The following is a 15,536-nucleotide window of genomic DNA, read 5'->3' as shown; positions in this document are numbered from 1 at the left end:
GACTGTACTCGTCGCCCGCGCGCGGCGGCGGGCCGGCCGCAGGCGCTGGGGTGCGGGGCCGGGGTCAGCCGATCGCGGTGCCGAACAGCAGGCCGAGGGCGAAGGTCACGGCCGCCGCTCCGTAGCCGATCGCGAGCTGGCGGAGCGCCCGCGGCAGCGGCGCGCGGCCGGACAGCACGCCGACGACGCCGCCGGTGAACAGGAGCGCGAGGCCGACGAGCACGGCGGCGAGGATGATCGCGGGGTATCCGGACATGCTGAACATGTAGGGCAGGATCGGGATGACCGCGCCGGAGGCGAAGAAGCAGAACGAGGAGGAGGCGGCGCCGAGGCCGGTGCCGAGCTCCTCGTGCTCGCCTTCGGCGGGCACGTGCAGTCCGTGACGGCCGCCCGGGTGGGAGGCGGTGCGGATCGCCTCGGCGGCGGCGGCCTCCGCCTCGTCGGTGTCCATGCCGCGGGCGCGGAACACGAGGGCGAGCTCGTTCGCGTCGATGTCGAGGGCGGCGATCGCGGTGCGGGACTCCGGGTCCGGGGTCGAGGCCTCGAGGAGCTCGCGCTGGGAGCGCACGGAGACGTATTCCCCGGCCCCCATCGAGAGCGCGCCGGCGAGCAGGCCGGAGATGCCGGTGAGGAGGATCGTGCCGGTGGAGACGCCGGCGGCGCCGACGCCGAGCACGAGGGCGAGGTTGGAGACGAGGCCGTCGTTGGCGCCGAACACCGCGGCCCGGAAGTTGCCGGAGAGCTTGGCGCGCGAGCGGGCGGCGAGCGCCCGGACGACCTCGGCGTGGATCTTCTCGTCGGCGGCCATTGCGTCGGTGGCGTACCAGTCGCTGTCGTAGGGCGAGCTCGTCTCCGACTGCTGGGCGAGGGCGAGGATGAACACCGAGCCGAACATGCGGCCGAGCACGGACAGGATGAGGGTGCCGAGGTCGGGCAGGCGGCGCCGCTCGGCATGGGGTCCGAGCAGGGTGATCCAGTGCTGCTGGTGGCGGTGCTCGGCGTCGGCGAGGCCGAGGAGGATCTCCCGCTCCTGGCCGGTCTTGCGGTCGGCGAGGCCGCGGTAGACGCGCTCTTCGAGGCGCTCGTTGGCGAGGTGGCGCTGCCAGCGATGGATGAGCTTGTAGCTCGGCTCCTGGGGGACTGCTCTGCGTTCGGGCACGGTCATGAGCATATGAGGATCCGCGCATGAATTCAACACTTGCGCAATTGGTTGAATGACGGGTGCGACAGGTCCGGGGCAGGCGTGGGGACGCTGTTGGGAAGGCGCCGGGGGCGGGGTCGCCGGTGGGACTGCGGCCGGTGCGCGCCTCAGTCGACGGCGAGGTGCATGCGCAGGGTGTCGCCGGGGGTCAGCGGTGATGTGATCCGGGCGGGCTCGACGCACACGAAGCCGTGGTGCGCCCGGGCTGTCGTGTCGCCGAGCTGCTGCGCGGGGTTCCATACGACGGCGTCCGTCGCGTTCGTCGTCACGGTGAGGCGCCGGCCGAGCGCGGGATCGATGATGGCGATGCGGTGGTCGGCGGTGCCCGCGGTTCCGGCGAGCGGGAACACCGAGTCGATGCCCTCGGCCGGGATGCGCAGCGTCCGGTCGGTCACTCCTGCGATCTCGGTGCGCAGCGCGTCTCCGACCGCGAAGTACGCGTGGAGCGCGGCGGTGACGGGCGGCTCGGGCGCAGCCGAGGTGGCCCCGGGTGCGCGCACGGCCCGCAGGTGAGTCCCGGCAGCGGTCTCCGGCACGGGATCGGCGCGGTGGGCGAGCTCGACGGAGAGCCCGCCGTCGAGGCGGACGGTGAGGCCGGCCGCGGCGCCGCGGTGGGCGAAGCCGAGGCGCACCTCGGCCCCGGTGCCGTCGACGGTGAGCGCCTCGACGTCCCAGGTGTGCAGGCGCGCCCAGCCGTGCTGCGGATCGGCCGCGGGGCCGAACCAGGGCCAGCACACGGGGATCCCGCCGCGGATCGCCGCCCCGGTGTCGAAGCGGGCGAGCGAGGAGGTGAAGAGGGCGTCGGGCCCGTCGGCGGGGTGGTAGGTGAGCACCTGCGCGCCGAAGCGCGAGACCACGGCGACCGCCGCGTCGAAGCGGAGGACGAGGAGGTCGACCGCACCCATCCGGGTGGCGTCGATGCGGCCGCGCCCGCCCTCGGTCAGCGTCTCGGCCGGCAGCGAGAGGAAGTCCGCGGTGGAGAGCAGGTCGGCGTGGACGGGGGCGGCGCTCGTGTCCTCGGGATGTGCCATGGAATCACTGTTCCACCCGAGGCTGAGAAGTTGCCAATGTCTCGAAATGCGAGAGAAAGGCCATGCCTTCGTTACCATTTCGTGACTTTAGGGCCGGATTTGTGGATTGTCTGTGTACTACCGTGGTGGACCATGTGATGCGCGTCACCAAATCGTGACCTTTGCACCACGCACTGCACGACAGCACGCACCATCCTTCGGCTGCACCGTCCAGCGGCGCACGAGGAGATCCACCGCACGACCGGCACCGCTGACCGGCTCCGTCGTACGACCGACGGGGACGCATCCGCACCACCGAATCGAGAGGTCGACATGTCCAGAAGAATCACGCACAGCGCGCTCGCCGTCACCGCGGCCGCCGCGCTCGGGCTCGCCACCGCGGCCCCGGTGCTCGCAGCACCCGTCACCGAGCACACCGACATGGGTGTCACCGGCGCGGCCGCCATGGCACACCTCAAGGAGCTGTCCGACATCTCCCTGGCCCACGCCGACGAGGGCCACCGCGCCGTCGGCACCCCCGGCTACGAAGCTGCGAGCGAGTACGTCGAGGAGGTGCTCGAGGCCAGCGGCAAGTTCGACGTCACCCGCGACACCTTCGTCGTCCCGACCCAGACCTTCGGCGAGGTCTCCTTCAGCGTCGAGGGAACCGAGCAGACGACCTTCTCCACGCTGTCGAATGCCGAGGGCACCGACGCCCCGCTCACCGACACCGCGGTCACCCTGCCCACCGACGACGCCTACGGCGACAAGGCCGGCGGCGAGCTCGGCTGCGAGACCGGCGACTACAGCGACGCCAACGCCGGCACGATCGTGCTCGTGCAGCGCGGCGTCTGCGCCTTCGGCGAGAAGGTCACCGCCGCGACCGAGGCCGGTGCGGCCGCCGTCGTCATCTACAACCACTCCCCGGGCGCGCTCAACGGCACCGTCGGCGACCGCGTCGAGGGGAACATCGCGGGCGCCTCGATGGAGCTCGCCGAGGGCGATGCGCTGCGCGAGCAGATCCTCGCCGCCGGGGACACCCCGGTGCTCGGCGACCTCACCGTGGAGACGACCTTCGAGGACGTCGAGACCTGGAACGTCATCGCCGAGACCAAGGCCGGCGATCCCGACGACGTGCAGATGATGGGTGCCCACCTCGACGGTGTGGCCGAGGGCCCCGGAGTCAACGACAACGCCTCCGGCGTGGCCGGGCTGCTCGCCGTGGCCGACGGGCTCGCCGCCCAGTCCGAGGACGTCGACAACAAGGTCCGGATGGGATTCTGGGGTGCTGAGGAGATCGGCCTCGTCGGCTCCACCGAGTACGTCAACGCGCTGAGCGACGCGGAGAAGGAGCGGATCTCCTCGTACCTCAACTACGACATGATCGGCTCGGAGAACTACGTCATCGGCACGCTGGACTCCGACGGCTCGGACGTCCCGATCCCCGACGGCGTCAACGTGCCGGAGGGCTCGGCGGAGCTCGAGGAGATCTTCACCGGCTACTTCGACTCGATCGAGCAGCCGCACGTCGGCACCGAGTTCTCCGGACGCTCCGACTACCAGGCGTTCATCGACAACGGCATCCCGGTCTCCGGGCTGTTCACCGGTGCCGATGCGATCAAGTCCGAGGAGGAGCAGGAGCTGTTCGGCGGCACCGCCGGCGTCCAGCAGGACCGGAACTACCACACGCCCGAGGACACCTACGAGAACGTCAGCGTCGAGGCCATGGACATCATGGTCCCCGCGATGGGCTACGCCGCCCATGTCGTCGCCTACGATCTCGACCCGGTCGCCTCGGTCGACCAGGACCGCGTCTCCGTCAAGGACCTCAAGAAGTCCGGCGTGGAGGTCACCGTGACCAACCTCGAACCCGGTCAGACCGTGGACTGGACGCTGACGGCCGACGGTCGCACGAAGCCGGGCAGGACTCCGGCCTCGGGCACCGCGACCGCCGATGAGTCCGGCACCGCGACCTTCACCGTGAAGGGCATCGACCCGAGCGCCGTCCGGGGCCTGCCAGGCGACTACACCGTGAGCGTCGACACCGGCGACACCACCGTCGAGGTCGGATTCACCGTGGGCGGCAAGGGCTGATCGCTTGACCCCACCCCACCCTCGCACGGCACTGTCCTGCGGTTCCTGAGAACGGAACCGCAGGACAGTGCCGTTTCACGCGGGAGCGCGCCGGTGCGGCCGAGGCCGGGTCCGCAGCCGGGATCGACCGAACGGATGATGCATCGCCGCGCCGAAACGGGAATACTGTCCGGGTGACTCCCAAGAAGCTCTTCACCGTGTTCGCGATCGCCGAGGCCATCACCTGGACCCTCCTCGTCATCGGCCTCATCCTCAAGTACGTCACCCAGACGACGGAGACAGGGGTGCGGATCGGCGGCGGCATCCACGGCTTCGTCTTCCTCACCTACTGCGTCGTCACCGTGCTCGTCGGCACCTCGCAGCGCTGGCCGCTCGGCCGCACGATCCTCGGCCTGCTCAGCGCCGTCATCCCCTACGCGACGATCCCGTTCGAGATCGACGCGCGCCGCCGCGGCCTCCTCGACGGCGAGTGGCAGCTCGCCCACGGCGGCCGGCCGCCGCGGAACTGGTTCGAGCGCCTCTGCGCCTGGGCGATCGCCCACCCGCTCCTCGCGGTCGTCGTCGGCCTGCTCGGCGTCGCACTGCTCTTCACCGTGCTCCTCATGCTCGGCCCGCCGATCCCCAAGGGCTGAGCGGTTCCCCAGGGCTGAGCGATTCCCCGCGATCAGCGGGCGGCGAGCGAGCGCACCGCCGCCACGACGGCCTCCCGGTCCGCTCCGTCGAGCGGGAGGAGCGGGTGCGGCAGGCAGTCCGCCGCGACGAGCCCGAGCTCCGCGGCGGCAGCGGCCATGACGCGCACGCTGCCGTGGGCGGCGAGCAGCGGCCGCAGCACCTCGAGCTCGTCAGGCGGCGCCGTGCCGGACTGCACAGTGTCGGCCGGCACAGCGTCGGACTGCCCAGTGTCGGCCGGCACAGCGTCGGACAGCGCGGTGCCGGTCCCCTCCGCACCGGTCCCCGCCGCGTCGACGAGCCGGCGCGCGGCGTGCGGGAACAGGCCGGCGACCACCGAGTGCCAGGCGTCGGCGCCTGCGGCCAGGTGCGCCGCCGCGGCCGCGTCCCCGCTGATCCCGATCGCGAACCCCTCGCCCACCGACTCGCGGATCCGCGCCAGCCGCTGCGCCGGCGGGGCATCGGTGCCGTCGGTCGGCGGGATCTTCACCGCCGCGACCCCGGGGATCCGGGCGAGCCGGGCGTAGAGATCGAGGGAGAACCGGAAGCCGGTGGTGCCGGGGTTGTCGTAGATGCAGATCGGCAGGTCGACCGCTTCGGCGACCGCGGTGAACAGGCCGAGCACCTCGGAGTCCCGCAGCGGCTGATAGCTCACCGGGGCGAGCAGCAGGCCCGCCGCGCCGAGCTGCTCGGCCGTGCGCGCCCGGGCGACGGCCTCGCGCGTGCGCAGCGCGCCGATGCCCGCGACGACCGGGGTGGTGCCGGCCTCCGCGAGGATCGTCCGCAGCGCCGTCGTCCACTCCTCGCGGTCGAGGTAGGCGTAGGACCCGGTCGAGCCGAGCGCCCCGATGCTGTCCACGACCGGGCCGGCGGCGTGACCCGCGAGCCCGCCGGAGGCGTCCGAGCTCGGGCCGGCAGAGCTGCCGGCACCCGCGCCGGGAGACCCGGCGCCGGCGGGCACGAGGCGGCGGACGACCGTGCGCAGCGCCTCGACGTCGAGCACGTCATCGCGCAGCGGGGTGAGCGGGTAGGCGGACAGGCCGCGGAACGGGGCGGCGGGGTCACGGGTCATGGGGCGCACGCTAGCACCTCGGCGGGCTCCCCGGTTCGCAGCGCCGGCGGCGTGCCCGACCCGCCATCGGCTGTGTCCGAACGGGCACCTCGGCGCCGGGAGGGCGCGCCCGGGCGCGTGGCATAGTAGAAGCACACCGTCGTACCGCCCTGCGAAAGGCCGCGCCCATGCCGGATCTCGTCCCCGTTCTCATCATCGCGGCGATCATCGTCGTCGTCCTCATCGGGCTGTTCGTCCTGCTGCGGTCCTACCGCATCGCCTCCCCGTCCGAGGCCCTCATCATCACCGGCCGCGGCTCCTCGAGCGAGGACGTCGCGCAGGGCGGCCGCGTGGTCATCGGCGGACGCGCCGTGGTGTACCCGGTGGTACAGAAGGCCTTCGTCATGTCGCTGTCATCGCGGCAGATCCAGGTCGAGATCGACGGCATCTCGAAGAACGGCATCGCGCTGCGGCTGCGCGGCGTCGCGCAGGTCAAGGTCGGCGGCAACGTCGACGACGTGCGCCGGGCCGCCCAGCGGTTCCTCGACCAGCAGGCGCAGATCGACCACTACAGCCAGGAGATCCTGTCCGGCACCCTGCGCGCCGTGGTCGGCACGCTCACCGTCGAGCAGATCATCCAGGACCGCGCCTCGTTCGCCGCGCAGGTGCAGGAGGAGTCCGCGCACTCGATGAACAACCAGGGCCTCGTCATCGACACCTTCCAGATCTCGGCCGTCGAGGACGAGGGCTCCTACCTGCGCGACTGGGGCCGCCCGCAGGCCGCCGAGGTCGCGAAGAACGCCGCCATCGCCGAGGCGAACGCCCACCGCGAGGCCGCCGTCGCCGAAGCCCTGCAGAACGAGGAGACGCAGCGCCAGCAGGCGCTCACCGACCAGGCGATCGCCGAGCAGCAGCAGAAGCTCGCGCTCCGCCGCGCCGAGCTCAAGGAGGACGCCGACGTCCGCCAGGCCGTCGCCGACAACGCCGGCCCGCTGTCCGCGGCCGCCGAGCAGCAGAAGCTCCTCGAGCGGGAGCGGATCGTCGCCAAGGAGCAGGCCGAGGTCCGCGCCGAGCAGCTCGAGGCCGAGGTCAAACGGCCGGCCGACGCGGAGAAGTACCGCCGCCAGGCCGAGGCCGACGCGCAGGCCTACGAGATCGACGCCCGCGGCCGCGCCGAGGCCGCCGCCGCGCTCCACCGCCGTGAGAAGGAGGCCGAGGCCGTCAAGCTCGAGGGCGAGGCGCAGGCCGCCGCGGAGCTCGCCCGCCGGTCCAAGGATGCCGAGGCCGTGCGGCTCGCCGGTGAGGCCGAGGCCGCCGCCACCCGGGCGCGCGGTGAGGCCGACGCGGCCGCTGAGTTCGCGCGCCGGTCGAAGGACGCCGAGGCGGTGCGCCTCGAGGGCGACTCCGAGGCCTCCGCGATCCGTGCCCGCGGTGAGGCCGAGGCCGAGGCCCGTCGCGCCCAGGGCGCCGCAGAGGCGGAGGCACTGGAGAAGCAGGCCGCCGCGTACAAGCACTTCAACGACGCAGCCGTGCTCAACCAGGTGCTCCACACCCTGCCGAGCCTCGCCGGGAAGCTCGTCGAGCCCTACGCGAACATCAAGGACCTGTCGATCGTGTCGACGGACGGGGAGTCGAAGCTCGCGCAGAGCATGTCGTCGAACCTCGCCTCGGTGCTCGAGGTGCTCCGCGGCACCACCGGGGTCGACCTCGCCGACATGGTCAAGCGGGCGTCGGGGAAGTCCGGCGGATTCGCCCCCGACGGCACCGGCATGCCGCGCAGCGCCTCCGAGGCGGCGAGTGCGATCTCCGACATCGTCGAGCGCTACGCCGCGGGAGCGGACGGCGCCGGGGATCCCGGTGACGACGGCGCCGGCGACCGGGGTCCGGCTGATGTGCGCGGCGGCACCGATCCGCGGACCGCGTCGGGCAGTGACTTCGCCGCCGGGCTCGGTCGGCTCGGCGACGACGTCAAGCGCTCGACCGGCATCGACGTCAACGCCCTCATCGAGGAGGCGCTGCGCACCAAGCGGACCGGCGGGGCGGGCGGACCGTCCGGAACTGCCCGGCCCGGTACAGGCACCTCCGGTACCTCCAGTGCATCCGGTACCTCCAGTGCGGCGGGGTCCGACTCCGCCGAGGACGACGACTCCGACGAGACGGGCCGCCGCGACGGCAGCACCTGATCCGAGGACCGTGCCCCGGGAGCCGCAGCGCCCCGGGTCACGGTCGTCTCCCGAGCCGGGTGGTGTGCGGGCCACGGTCATGTCCGGGTGCGGTCGTGCCCGGGACCGGCGGGCGGAGTCGTGCAGCACCCGGGGCAGGGCTGGATCCGAGGGGCGGATCCGAGCGTCGCGGTGGGCGGCCAGTGGAAGCGCACTCCGACGAAGTATCAACATATAACCATGTATTGATATACAATGGGATCACCGCATTGAAGGGAGATCCCATGGGACTCGGCCACGATCACGCGCGACCGGCGGACGACCTCGCGAACGGCTCGGCGCACGGTGAAGCGACGGCGGCGGGGACGCGCCGGCGCCTCGGCCTCGTGCTCGCGATCACCGCGACGGTCCTCCTCGCTGAACTCATCGGGACCGTCCTCACCGGCTCGCTCGCGCTGCTCACCGACGCCGCCCACATGCTTGTTGACGTCGGCGGCCTGACGATGGCGTTCCTCGCCGCCGGCCTCGTCCGGCGCCCGGCGACCGCCCGCCGGACCTGGGGGCTGCGCCGCGTCGAGGTGCTCGCCGCCGGAGCGCAGGCGCTGCTGCTCGCCGGGGTCGGCGTCTACGGCCTCGTCGAGGGGATCCGGCGGCTGTTCGCGCCCCCGGAGGTGCCCGGCGGGCTGCTCCTCGTGTTCGGTGCCATCGGTCTGGCGGGGAACATGGCCGGACTCCTCCTCCTGCGTTCCCGCCGGGCGGACGGCCTCAACCTCCGTGCGGCCTTCCTCGAGGTCGCCGCCGATGCGCTCGGCTCGGTCGCCGTGATCGCGGCCGCGCTCGTCATCTGGACCACCGGCTGGGGCCGCGCGGATGCGGTGGCCGGCATCCTCATCGCCCTCGTCATAGTCCCGCGCGCGCTCGTCATCCTGCGGGCGGTGGTCCGGATCCTGCTCGAGAGCGTGCCGGCGGAGATCGAGCTCGCCGAGGTGCACCGCCATCTCACCGAGCGGCCCGAGGTGCTCGACGTCCACGACCTCCACATCGCGCTCATCGACTCCCGCCTGCCCGTCCTCACCGCGCACGTCGTCGTCGCCGAGGCGTGCTTCGAGTCCGGGCGGGCCGGCCCGGTCCTGCGCGATCTGCGCTCCTGCCTGGCCGCGCACTTCAGCCCCGCGCTCACCCACACCACCCTCCAGCTCGAACCGGCCGGGGACGCCGCGGCGTGCGCCGGGGCGGCCGGGTTCGCGCCGGTCGACGCACCGAGCCGGTGGCCGGCGACGCCGAGCCGGTGTCCATCGGCGCGGGATGTGTGACCTGCGGCGCCGGGCCGGTGACGTGCGTCACGGGTGCAGTAGGGTCGGAACAGACCCCCCCCGACGACGTGAGGAGCACTGCCGATGGAGGCCTTCTACCGCCAGCTCGACGACACCCGGTTCGAGTCGACGCCGATGACCGCGGGGCCGTGGAGCCCCGACTTCCAGCACGCCGGCCCGCCGGCCGCGCTGCTCGCCCGGCAGATGCTCGCCGTCGATCCCAAGGAGGGCCAGCGGCTCGCCGACGTCCGTATCGACATCCTCGGGCCCGTGCCGGTCGCCGCGCTCGAGATCACCACCGAGGTCATCCGCAGCGGCCGCTCGATGGAGCTCGTGTCCGCCACCGCCTCGGCCGGCGGACGACCGGCGCTGCTCGCCCGCGCCTGGCGGATCCTGGCCGCACCGGAGAACTACCCTGCGGTGCCCGGACGGCGCGATCCGGACGACCCCGCTGTGCTGCCCGACGACCTCCCCGTTCCCGAGGAGCGCCTCGCGACGATCCCGGGTGCCCACACCGGCGGCTATGGCACCGCAGTCGAATGGCGCTTCATCGAGGGCGGGGACCGGTCGCCCGCACTCGTGTGGGGCCGGCAGCACAACGCCCTCGTCGAGGGGGAGGAGCCCACGGGCTGGCAGCGCGCGCTCGTCCTCGCCGACTCCGGCGGCGGCGTCAGCCTGCCCGTCGACCCGGCCCGCCACCGCCTCATCAACTGCGACCTCCACGTCGTGCTCGACCGCGAGCCCGAGGGCGAGTGGATCCGGATGAACTCCCAGTCGATCGTCACCCCCGGTCAGGGCGGGGTCGTCCACACCGAGCTCACCGACGTCCATGGGGGGATCGGATACGGCCTGCAGACGATGGTCGCACAGAACATGCGGTGAGCCTGCTGGTCAGGCGCGCAGTGCAAGGTCAGGTGCGCTGTGCGAGGGCGCGGACGACTGCGGGCGTGGTCCGGCAGCACCCGCCGATCATCGCCGCACCGGCCCCCACCCAGTCCGCGGCCGCCGCCGCGAAGCCGACCGGGTCCACCGCGTCGTGGGTCGAGTGTCCGCCTGCCGGGTCTGTGCTGTCACCGGCCGGGTGCTCATCGGTCGGCACCGGACCGGCCGTTGGCGAATCGCCTGCGTGCCCGCCGTCCGGCGGCGACCAGGTGCCTGTCGCGGCGTCGTAGGTCTCCCCGGAGTTCGGGTAGGCGAGGCCTGCGAACCCGGCCGCTCGCACCTCGGCGAGGGCCGGGGCGACCAGGTGGGCCGGACAGCAGTTGATGCCCACGGCCGCAGGCGCTCCCGGCGAACCGGACGCCGGGAGCACGGCGAGGGCCCGGCCGAGGGGCGTGCCGTCGGCCAGCGTGATCCCGCCGTGGGCGTCCGTGCGGATCGAGAGGCTGAGCCACCACTCGGCCTCCGGGTGCTCGCGCATCACGGCCACGAGTGCGGCGACCTCTGCGGCGTGCGGGATCGTCTCGCACGCGAACAGCCGGCAGCCGGCCGCAGCGAGCACCTCGATCCGCTCGGCATGGAACTCCCGGAGGTGCGTCGCGTCGACACCTGCCGGGTAGTCCCCGGTGTACTCGGAGCCGTCGGCGAGGTACGCGCCGTAGGGCCCGATCGAGGCGGCCGCGAGCACCGGGCGGCCGTCCGGGGTGCGACGGCCGGAGGCCGCCTGCGCGACGAGATCCCAGGAGCGGGCGAGCAGCGCGCGGGCCCGGTCCTCCGGATTCCCCGCGGCGACGAGCCCCGGGACCGTCGCCTGGTAGGAGATCGATTCGATGACCTCGGCCCCGGCGTCGAGGTAGGCGACGTGCATGGCGGTGACGAGGCCGGGATCGGATTCGAGGAGCGCGGCCGCCCACAGGTCGCCGGACACATCCGCGCCCCGGCGTTCGAGCTCCGTGCCCGAGGCGCCGTCGAGCACGAGCGCCCGATGCTCCGTGCGCGCCCGGTTCAGTGCGGCCGCGAAGGGGCGGTCGGGCCCATCCGACCCGCCCGGTCCCGGCTGCCCGGGTGAGGTCCGGCCCGACCTCGGCTCCCAGGGCCGCGACCCGCTCGGCAACGCGGTCACTTCCGGGTGATCTCGATCGTGTCGGTGGTGAAGCGGCGGAGCTTCTCCGGGTCGATCGTGACGCCGAAGCCCGGCCCGGTGGGCACGTCGACGACGCCGTCGTGCATGACGATCTCCTCGGTGATGTCCTCGTGGAAGAAGCGCTTCGAGCCGGACACGTCACCGGGCAGGGTGAAGCCCGGCAGCGAGGCCATCGCCGCGTTCGCGGCCCGGCCCAGGCCGGTCTCGACCATGCCGCCGTGCCACACCGCGACGCCGTGGGCGGAGGCGAGGTCGTGGATCCGCTTGGCCTCGATGAACCCGCCCACGCGGCCGGGCTTGATGTTGATGACCGAGGTGGCCCCGAGCGCGATGGCGTCCGCGGCGGCCTCCGCCGACACGATCGACTCGTCGAGGCACATCGGGGTGTCCATGAGCTTCGCGAGCTCGGAGTGCTGGCGGATGTCCGCTTCGCCGAGCGGCTGCTCGATGAGGAGCAGGCCGTAGTCGTCGAGCTTCTTCAGGTGCGCCGCGTCGACGAGGGTGTAGGCGGCGTTGGCGTCGACCTGGAAGAGGAAGTCGTCGCCGAACGCCTTGCGCACCGCGGCCACCGGTTCGATGTCCGCTCCCGGCTTGATCTTGAGCTTGATGCGGGCGTAGCCCTCCTCGAGGTACTCGCCGATGACCCGCACGGTGTCCTCGACGGTGCCCTGGATGCCGACCGAGACACCCGAGGGGATCGTGTCGACCACGCCGCCCAGGTACTGCTGGAACGACAGACCGGCCTGCTTGAGCTGCGCCTCGATGACCGCCATCTCGAGGGCCGACTTCGACATCCGGTGGCCGATGACGTGGCGCAGGTGCCAGCCGACGGTCTCCGCGGTGAGGTCCTCGACGTCGAAGAGGATCGGCGCGAGCCAGTCGCGGGTGACGGCCATGCCGCCGTCGATGTACTCCTCGGAGTAGAGCGGGGCGATCATCGCCACCGACTCGCCCCAGCCGGTGACCGGGCCCGACGGGGTGTCGAACCGCGCCTCGACGAGGTAGCAGTCCTTCTCCGTCTCCGTCATGAACGAGGTGGTGAACGGGGTGACCAGGGGGATCGAGAGGCGGTGGAGCGTGAGTCCGGTTAGCTGCATGGGGCACTTCCTTCTGCGCGGGTGCGGCGGGCGCGGGCCCGGAACGCGGGCAGGCGCGGGAGAGACTGTCGGTCGCTTCCACCCACCCTAACAACCGGCGCGGACGCGGGACAGATGGCCGGCGGGGGCCGCCCTGGAGGGGGTCGGTCGGTGCGGCCGCTCGGAGTCGTCCTGCAGCGCGGGCCTCGCCTCGGCGTCCCGTAGTACCGTGGCAGGACCACGACGACACAGGACGCACGACGACTCAGGACAGCGATACTCAGGACAGCGCGGTCGCAGATGCCGCGCGGACCGTGGGAGACATCCGATGACGGATTACAGACGCACCCTCGCCGGCCGACGACAGCGCTGGTTCGGCCTCAAGCCTCTCGTCAAGACCGGGCTGTCCGCCCGGCCGCTCCATCCCCTCCTGCGTGTGGCCGCCCGGCTGGTCCCGGGTATCCGTGTCGGCCGTCTGCCCGCCCCTGCCGGTCTCGCCGAGGTGGCCGGGACGGCGGCTGGGGCCCGCTTCGTGCTCGTCGACCCGGGCCGCTGCGAGATCGCCAAGGAGTTCTACTGGAGCGGCGGGCGCCGTCCCGACCCCGCCGATGCGCTCGCCCTCGACATCGTCACCGCCCTCGCCCGCCGGGCCGCGGTGCTCCTCGACGTCGGCGCCTACACGGGCGTCTTCACCATGGCGGCGGCCGCGGCGAACCCGGGACTGCGGGCGCACGCCTTCGAGATGGTGCCGGCGGTGGTCGCCGGGCTGGAGAGGAACATCGCCCGCAACGGGATCGCGGACCGGGTGCGGGTGCACCCCACCGGCGTGGGCGCCTCGGGCACGCGGATGCGGGTGCCGAGCGGGGAGGGCGGCTCCGCGCTGCCCTCCTTCTACTCCGCGCACATGGAGTTCGCCGAGGGTTTCGAGGTGGAGTTCCTCGCCCTCGACGATCTGCTCCCGCTCGAGCTCCCCGAGGTCGAAGCGGAACAGCGCGCGGATGCGCCGGGGCAGGTGGTGATGAAGATCGACGTCGAGGGCGCGGAGGACCCGGTGCTCGCCCACGGCCAGGAGCTCCTCGCCCGGCACCGTCCCGACATCCTGTGCGAGGTGCTCCACGGGCAGGCCGACGGCCGGGCGCTCGAGGCGCTCCTCGCCCCGCACGGCTACCGCTGGTACCTCGTCCGGGCAGACGACATCGCCGCGCGCGAGCGCATCGTCCCGGATCCCGTCCACCGCGACTGGCTGTTCTCCGCCCGCACCCCCGCCGCGCTGGAGGCGGACCTCGGCCGCATCATCGCCTGAGGCGACCGCGGTCCGAGCCAGGCCCGCGAGCGGAGCCCCAGATGGGGTGCCCGGTGCAATGCAGTGCGAATACCCGCGAGTATCCGCACCGCACTGCACCCGGAGGCGCATGGACGAGACGCCGCGTGCACATGCCGTGCGCCTCGCCTGAGCGCACGGCCCGCGGCGCTCCGCTCGCGGCGCTCAGTCCGTGAGGCCGTCGGCGACGAGGGCGGCGAGGAGAGCGGTGCGCGGCGGGATGTGCTCGATGATCGCGTGCTCGTGCTCGGCGTGCGCGCCGTCGCCCACCGCGCCGAGGCCGTCGAGGGTGGGGATGCCGTCACCGGCGGTGAAGTTCCCGTCCGAGGCGCCGCCCACCGGCACACCGCGCGGCTCCTCGATCCCGATCTCCGCGGCGAGCGCGACGGCGCGGTCGAACAGCGCCGCGGACATCTCTTTCTCGAACGGCGGCCGGTTGATCCCGCCGCGCACCTCGATCCGGGTGCCGTCGATGCCCGGCGTGAGGCCGCGGATCGCGTCGTCGACGCGCTGCTGCTCCTCGGCGGTGAGGGCGCGGACGTCGACGTCGAACTGCCCGAGCGCCGGCACCGTGTTCGTCGTGGTCCCGCCGGAGAACTTCGTCGGCGTCACGGTGGTCTGCTCCGCGGGGTCGGCGAGGCCTGCGACGACCTGCATCTGATGGGCGAGCTCGAGCCCGGCGTGGATGCCCTTCTCCGGCTCGAGCCCGGCGTGCGCGGCCTTCCCGTGGACGAGGATCGTGTACATCGAGGTGCCCTTGCGGGAGAGCTTGAGCGCACCGTCGGCGGAGGCCTCCATGACGAACACGGCGCGGGCCTCCTTCGCCTCGGCCCGGATGAGGTCCGAGGAGGTCACCGAGCCGATCTCCTCGTCCCCGGTGACGAGGATCGACAGCCCGGCGAGCGCCTCGGCGGGGGAGGGGACCGGGCCCGAGGCGCCGGCGTCTGCCGAGGCCCCGCCGGTCGCCGCCGCTCCCGCGCCCGGGGCGGTGGTCGTGTCCTCCGTGTCCGGCACGGGGACGCCGGCGGCGGCGAGGAGGAGCCGGGTCGCCCAGACGCTCATGATCGCACCGGTGAGCATGTCGAAGCTGCCGGGCCCGCGGAGGATCCCGTCCTCGGTGCTGAAGGGCAGGCGCTCGAGCGTGCCGTGCGGCCACACCGTGTCCTGGTGGTTGACGAGCACGACCCGCGCGGGGCCGTCGCCGAAGCGCAGCCGCAGGTGAGTGGTGCCGTCGACGACGAGCGACTCCGGCGCGACGCCCAGGCGCTCCTCGATGAGCGCGGCGAAGTCCGCCGCTCCGCGGGCCACCGCCTCCTGGTCGTCGCTCGGCGTCTCGATCGAGATCACCCGCTCGATGTCGGCGAGCATCTGCGGCAGGGCCTCCTGCGCGGCGGCGACGAGGGCTCTGCGGTCGAGGTGGGCGAGGGCGGCGGACTGGGTCACGGGGTCTCCTGGGAGGGTCGTGGACGGGTTCGGCTGGCCGGATTCACTTTAGTACCCGCCCCGGTGCCCGGCCCCGCCCGACCGGTGCCCGGCCCCGCCCGACCGGTGCCCGG

General features: G+C 73.0%; 12 protein-coding genes. 6 read left to right on the top strand and 6 right to left on the bottom strand.

All coding sequences use genetic code 11. From position 1 onward, the window contains the following. Positions 1–64: 64 nt before the first annotated feature. Positions 65–1,159, bottom strand: a complete 1,095-nt coding sequence (locus MTQ12_RS03790; protein ID WP_348983840.1) for a VIT1/CCC1 transporter family protein — start codon at positions 1,157–1,159, stop codon at positions 65–67. A 149-nt stretch (positions 1,160–1,308) separates the two neighbouring features. After that, positions 1,309–2,232, bottom strand: coding sequence for a hypothetical protein (locus MTQ12_RS03785; protein ID WP_247424082.1), 924 nt, complete (start codon positions 2,230–2,232; stop codon positions 1,309–1,311). 312 nt (positions 2,233–2,544) lie between these two features. Between MTQ12_RS03785 and MTQ12_RS03780 the strand changes: the two genes are divergently transcribed. Both MTQ12_RS03780 and MTQ12_RS03775 read left to right on the top strand, forming a co-directional pair. Continuing rightward, the gene (locus MTQ12_RS03780) at positions 2,545–4,305 is read left to right on the top strand and encodes a M20/M25/M40 family metallo-hydrolase (protein ID WP_247424079.1); all 1,761 of its coding nucleotides are present in this window, start codon (positions 2,545–2,547) and stop codon (positions 4,303–4,305) included. A 173-nt stretch (positions 4,306–4,478) separates the two neighbouring features. Then, entirely contained in the window at positions 4,479–4,937 is a 459-nt protein-coding gene (locus MTQ12_RS03775) for a DUF3817 domain-containing protein (protein WP_247424074.1), read from the top strand. Between the two features lie 32 nt (positions 4,938–4,969). On the opposite strand, the gene MTQ12_RS03770 is transcribed toward MTQ12_RS03775, so the two are convergent. Further along, complete coding sequence (locus MTQ12_RS03770) at positions 4,970–6,046, bottom strand: dihydrodipicolinate synthase family protein (RefSeq protein WP_247424071.1); 1,077 nt, start codon at positions 6,044–6,046, stop codon at positions 4,970–4,972. 167 nt (positions 6,047–6,213) lie between these two features. Here MTQ12_RS03770 and MTQ12_RS03765 point away from each other — a divergent pair, with 167 nt between their 5' ends. The 3 genes from MTQ12_RS03765 to MTQ12_RS03755 all read left to right on the top strand — a co-directional run bounded on the left by MTQ12_RS03765 (position 6,214) and on the right by MTQ12_RS03755 (position 10,382). Next, positions 6,214–8,208 carry an SPFH domain-containing protein gene (locus MTQ12_RS03765; protein ID WP_247424068.1) on the top strand — a complete coding sequence of 665 codons (1,995 nt, stop codon included), beginning with the start codon at positions 6,214–6,216 and terminating at the stop codon, positions 8,206–8,208. Positions 8,209–8,471: 263 nt separating this feature from the next. Next, complete coding sequence (locus MTQ12_RS03760; RefSeq protein WP_137318646.1) at positions 8,472–9,500, top strand: cation diffusion facilitator family transporter; 1,029 nt, start codon at positions 8,472–8,474, stop codon at positions 9,498–9,500. Between the two features lie 84 nt (positions 9,501–9,584). Next, a complete protein-coding gene (locus MTQ12_RS03755) occupies positions 9,585–10,382 on the top strand; it encodes a thioesterase family protein (RefSeq protein ID WP_247424066.1) in 798 nt (265 codons plus the stop codon). Between the two features lie 28 nt (positions 10,383–10,410). Here MTQ12_RS03755 and mmuM read toward each other — a convergent pair whose 3' ends face one another. Both mmuM and menC read right to left on the bottom strand, forming a co-directional pair. Next, positions 10,411–11,562, bottom strand: a complete 1,152-nt coding sequence (mmuM, locus tag MTQ12_RS03750; protein WP_348983839.1) for a homocysteine S-methyltransferase — start codon at positions 11,560–11,562, stop codon at positions 10,411–10,413. Further along, entirely contained in the window at positions 11,559–12,680 is a 1,122-nt protein-coding gene (gene menC / locus MTQ12_RS03745; protein WP_247424062.1) for an o-succinylbenzoate synthase, read from the bottom strand. Before menC ends, mmuM begins: the two co-directional genes overlap by 4 nt. Positions 12,681–12,987: 307 nt before the next feature. On the opposite strand from menC, the gene MTQ12_RS14940 reads away from it, so the two are divergent. After that, on the top strand, positions 12,988–13,962 hold the full coding sequence (locus MTQ12_RS14940; protein ID WP_282599158.1) for an FkbM family methyltransferase: 975 nt from the start codon (positions 12,988–12,990) through the stop codon (positions 13,960–13,962). A 183-nt stretch (positions 13,963–14,145) separates the two neighbouring features. Here MTQ12_RS14940 and MTQ12_RS03735 read toward each other — a convergent pair whose 3' ends face one another. Next, complete coding sequence (locus MTQ12_RS03735) at positions 14,146–15,423, bottom strand: M20 family metallopeptidase (RefSeq protein WP_247424060.1); 1,278 nt, start codon at positions 15,421–15,423, stop codon at positions 14,146–14,148. Positions 15,424–15,536 lie beyond the last annotated feature (113 nt).

Source organism: Brevibacterium sp. R8603A2, assembly GCF_023072605.1.
In the GTDB taxonomy this organism is placed as follows: domain Bacteria; phylum Actinomycetota; class Actinomycetes; order Actinomycetales; family Brevibacteriaceae; genus Brevibacterium; species Brevibacterium pityocampae.
This window is presented reverse-complemented; position numbering and strand designations above follow the sequence as displayed.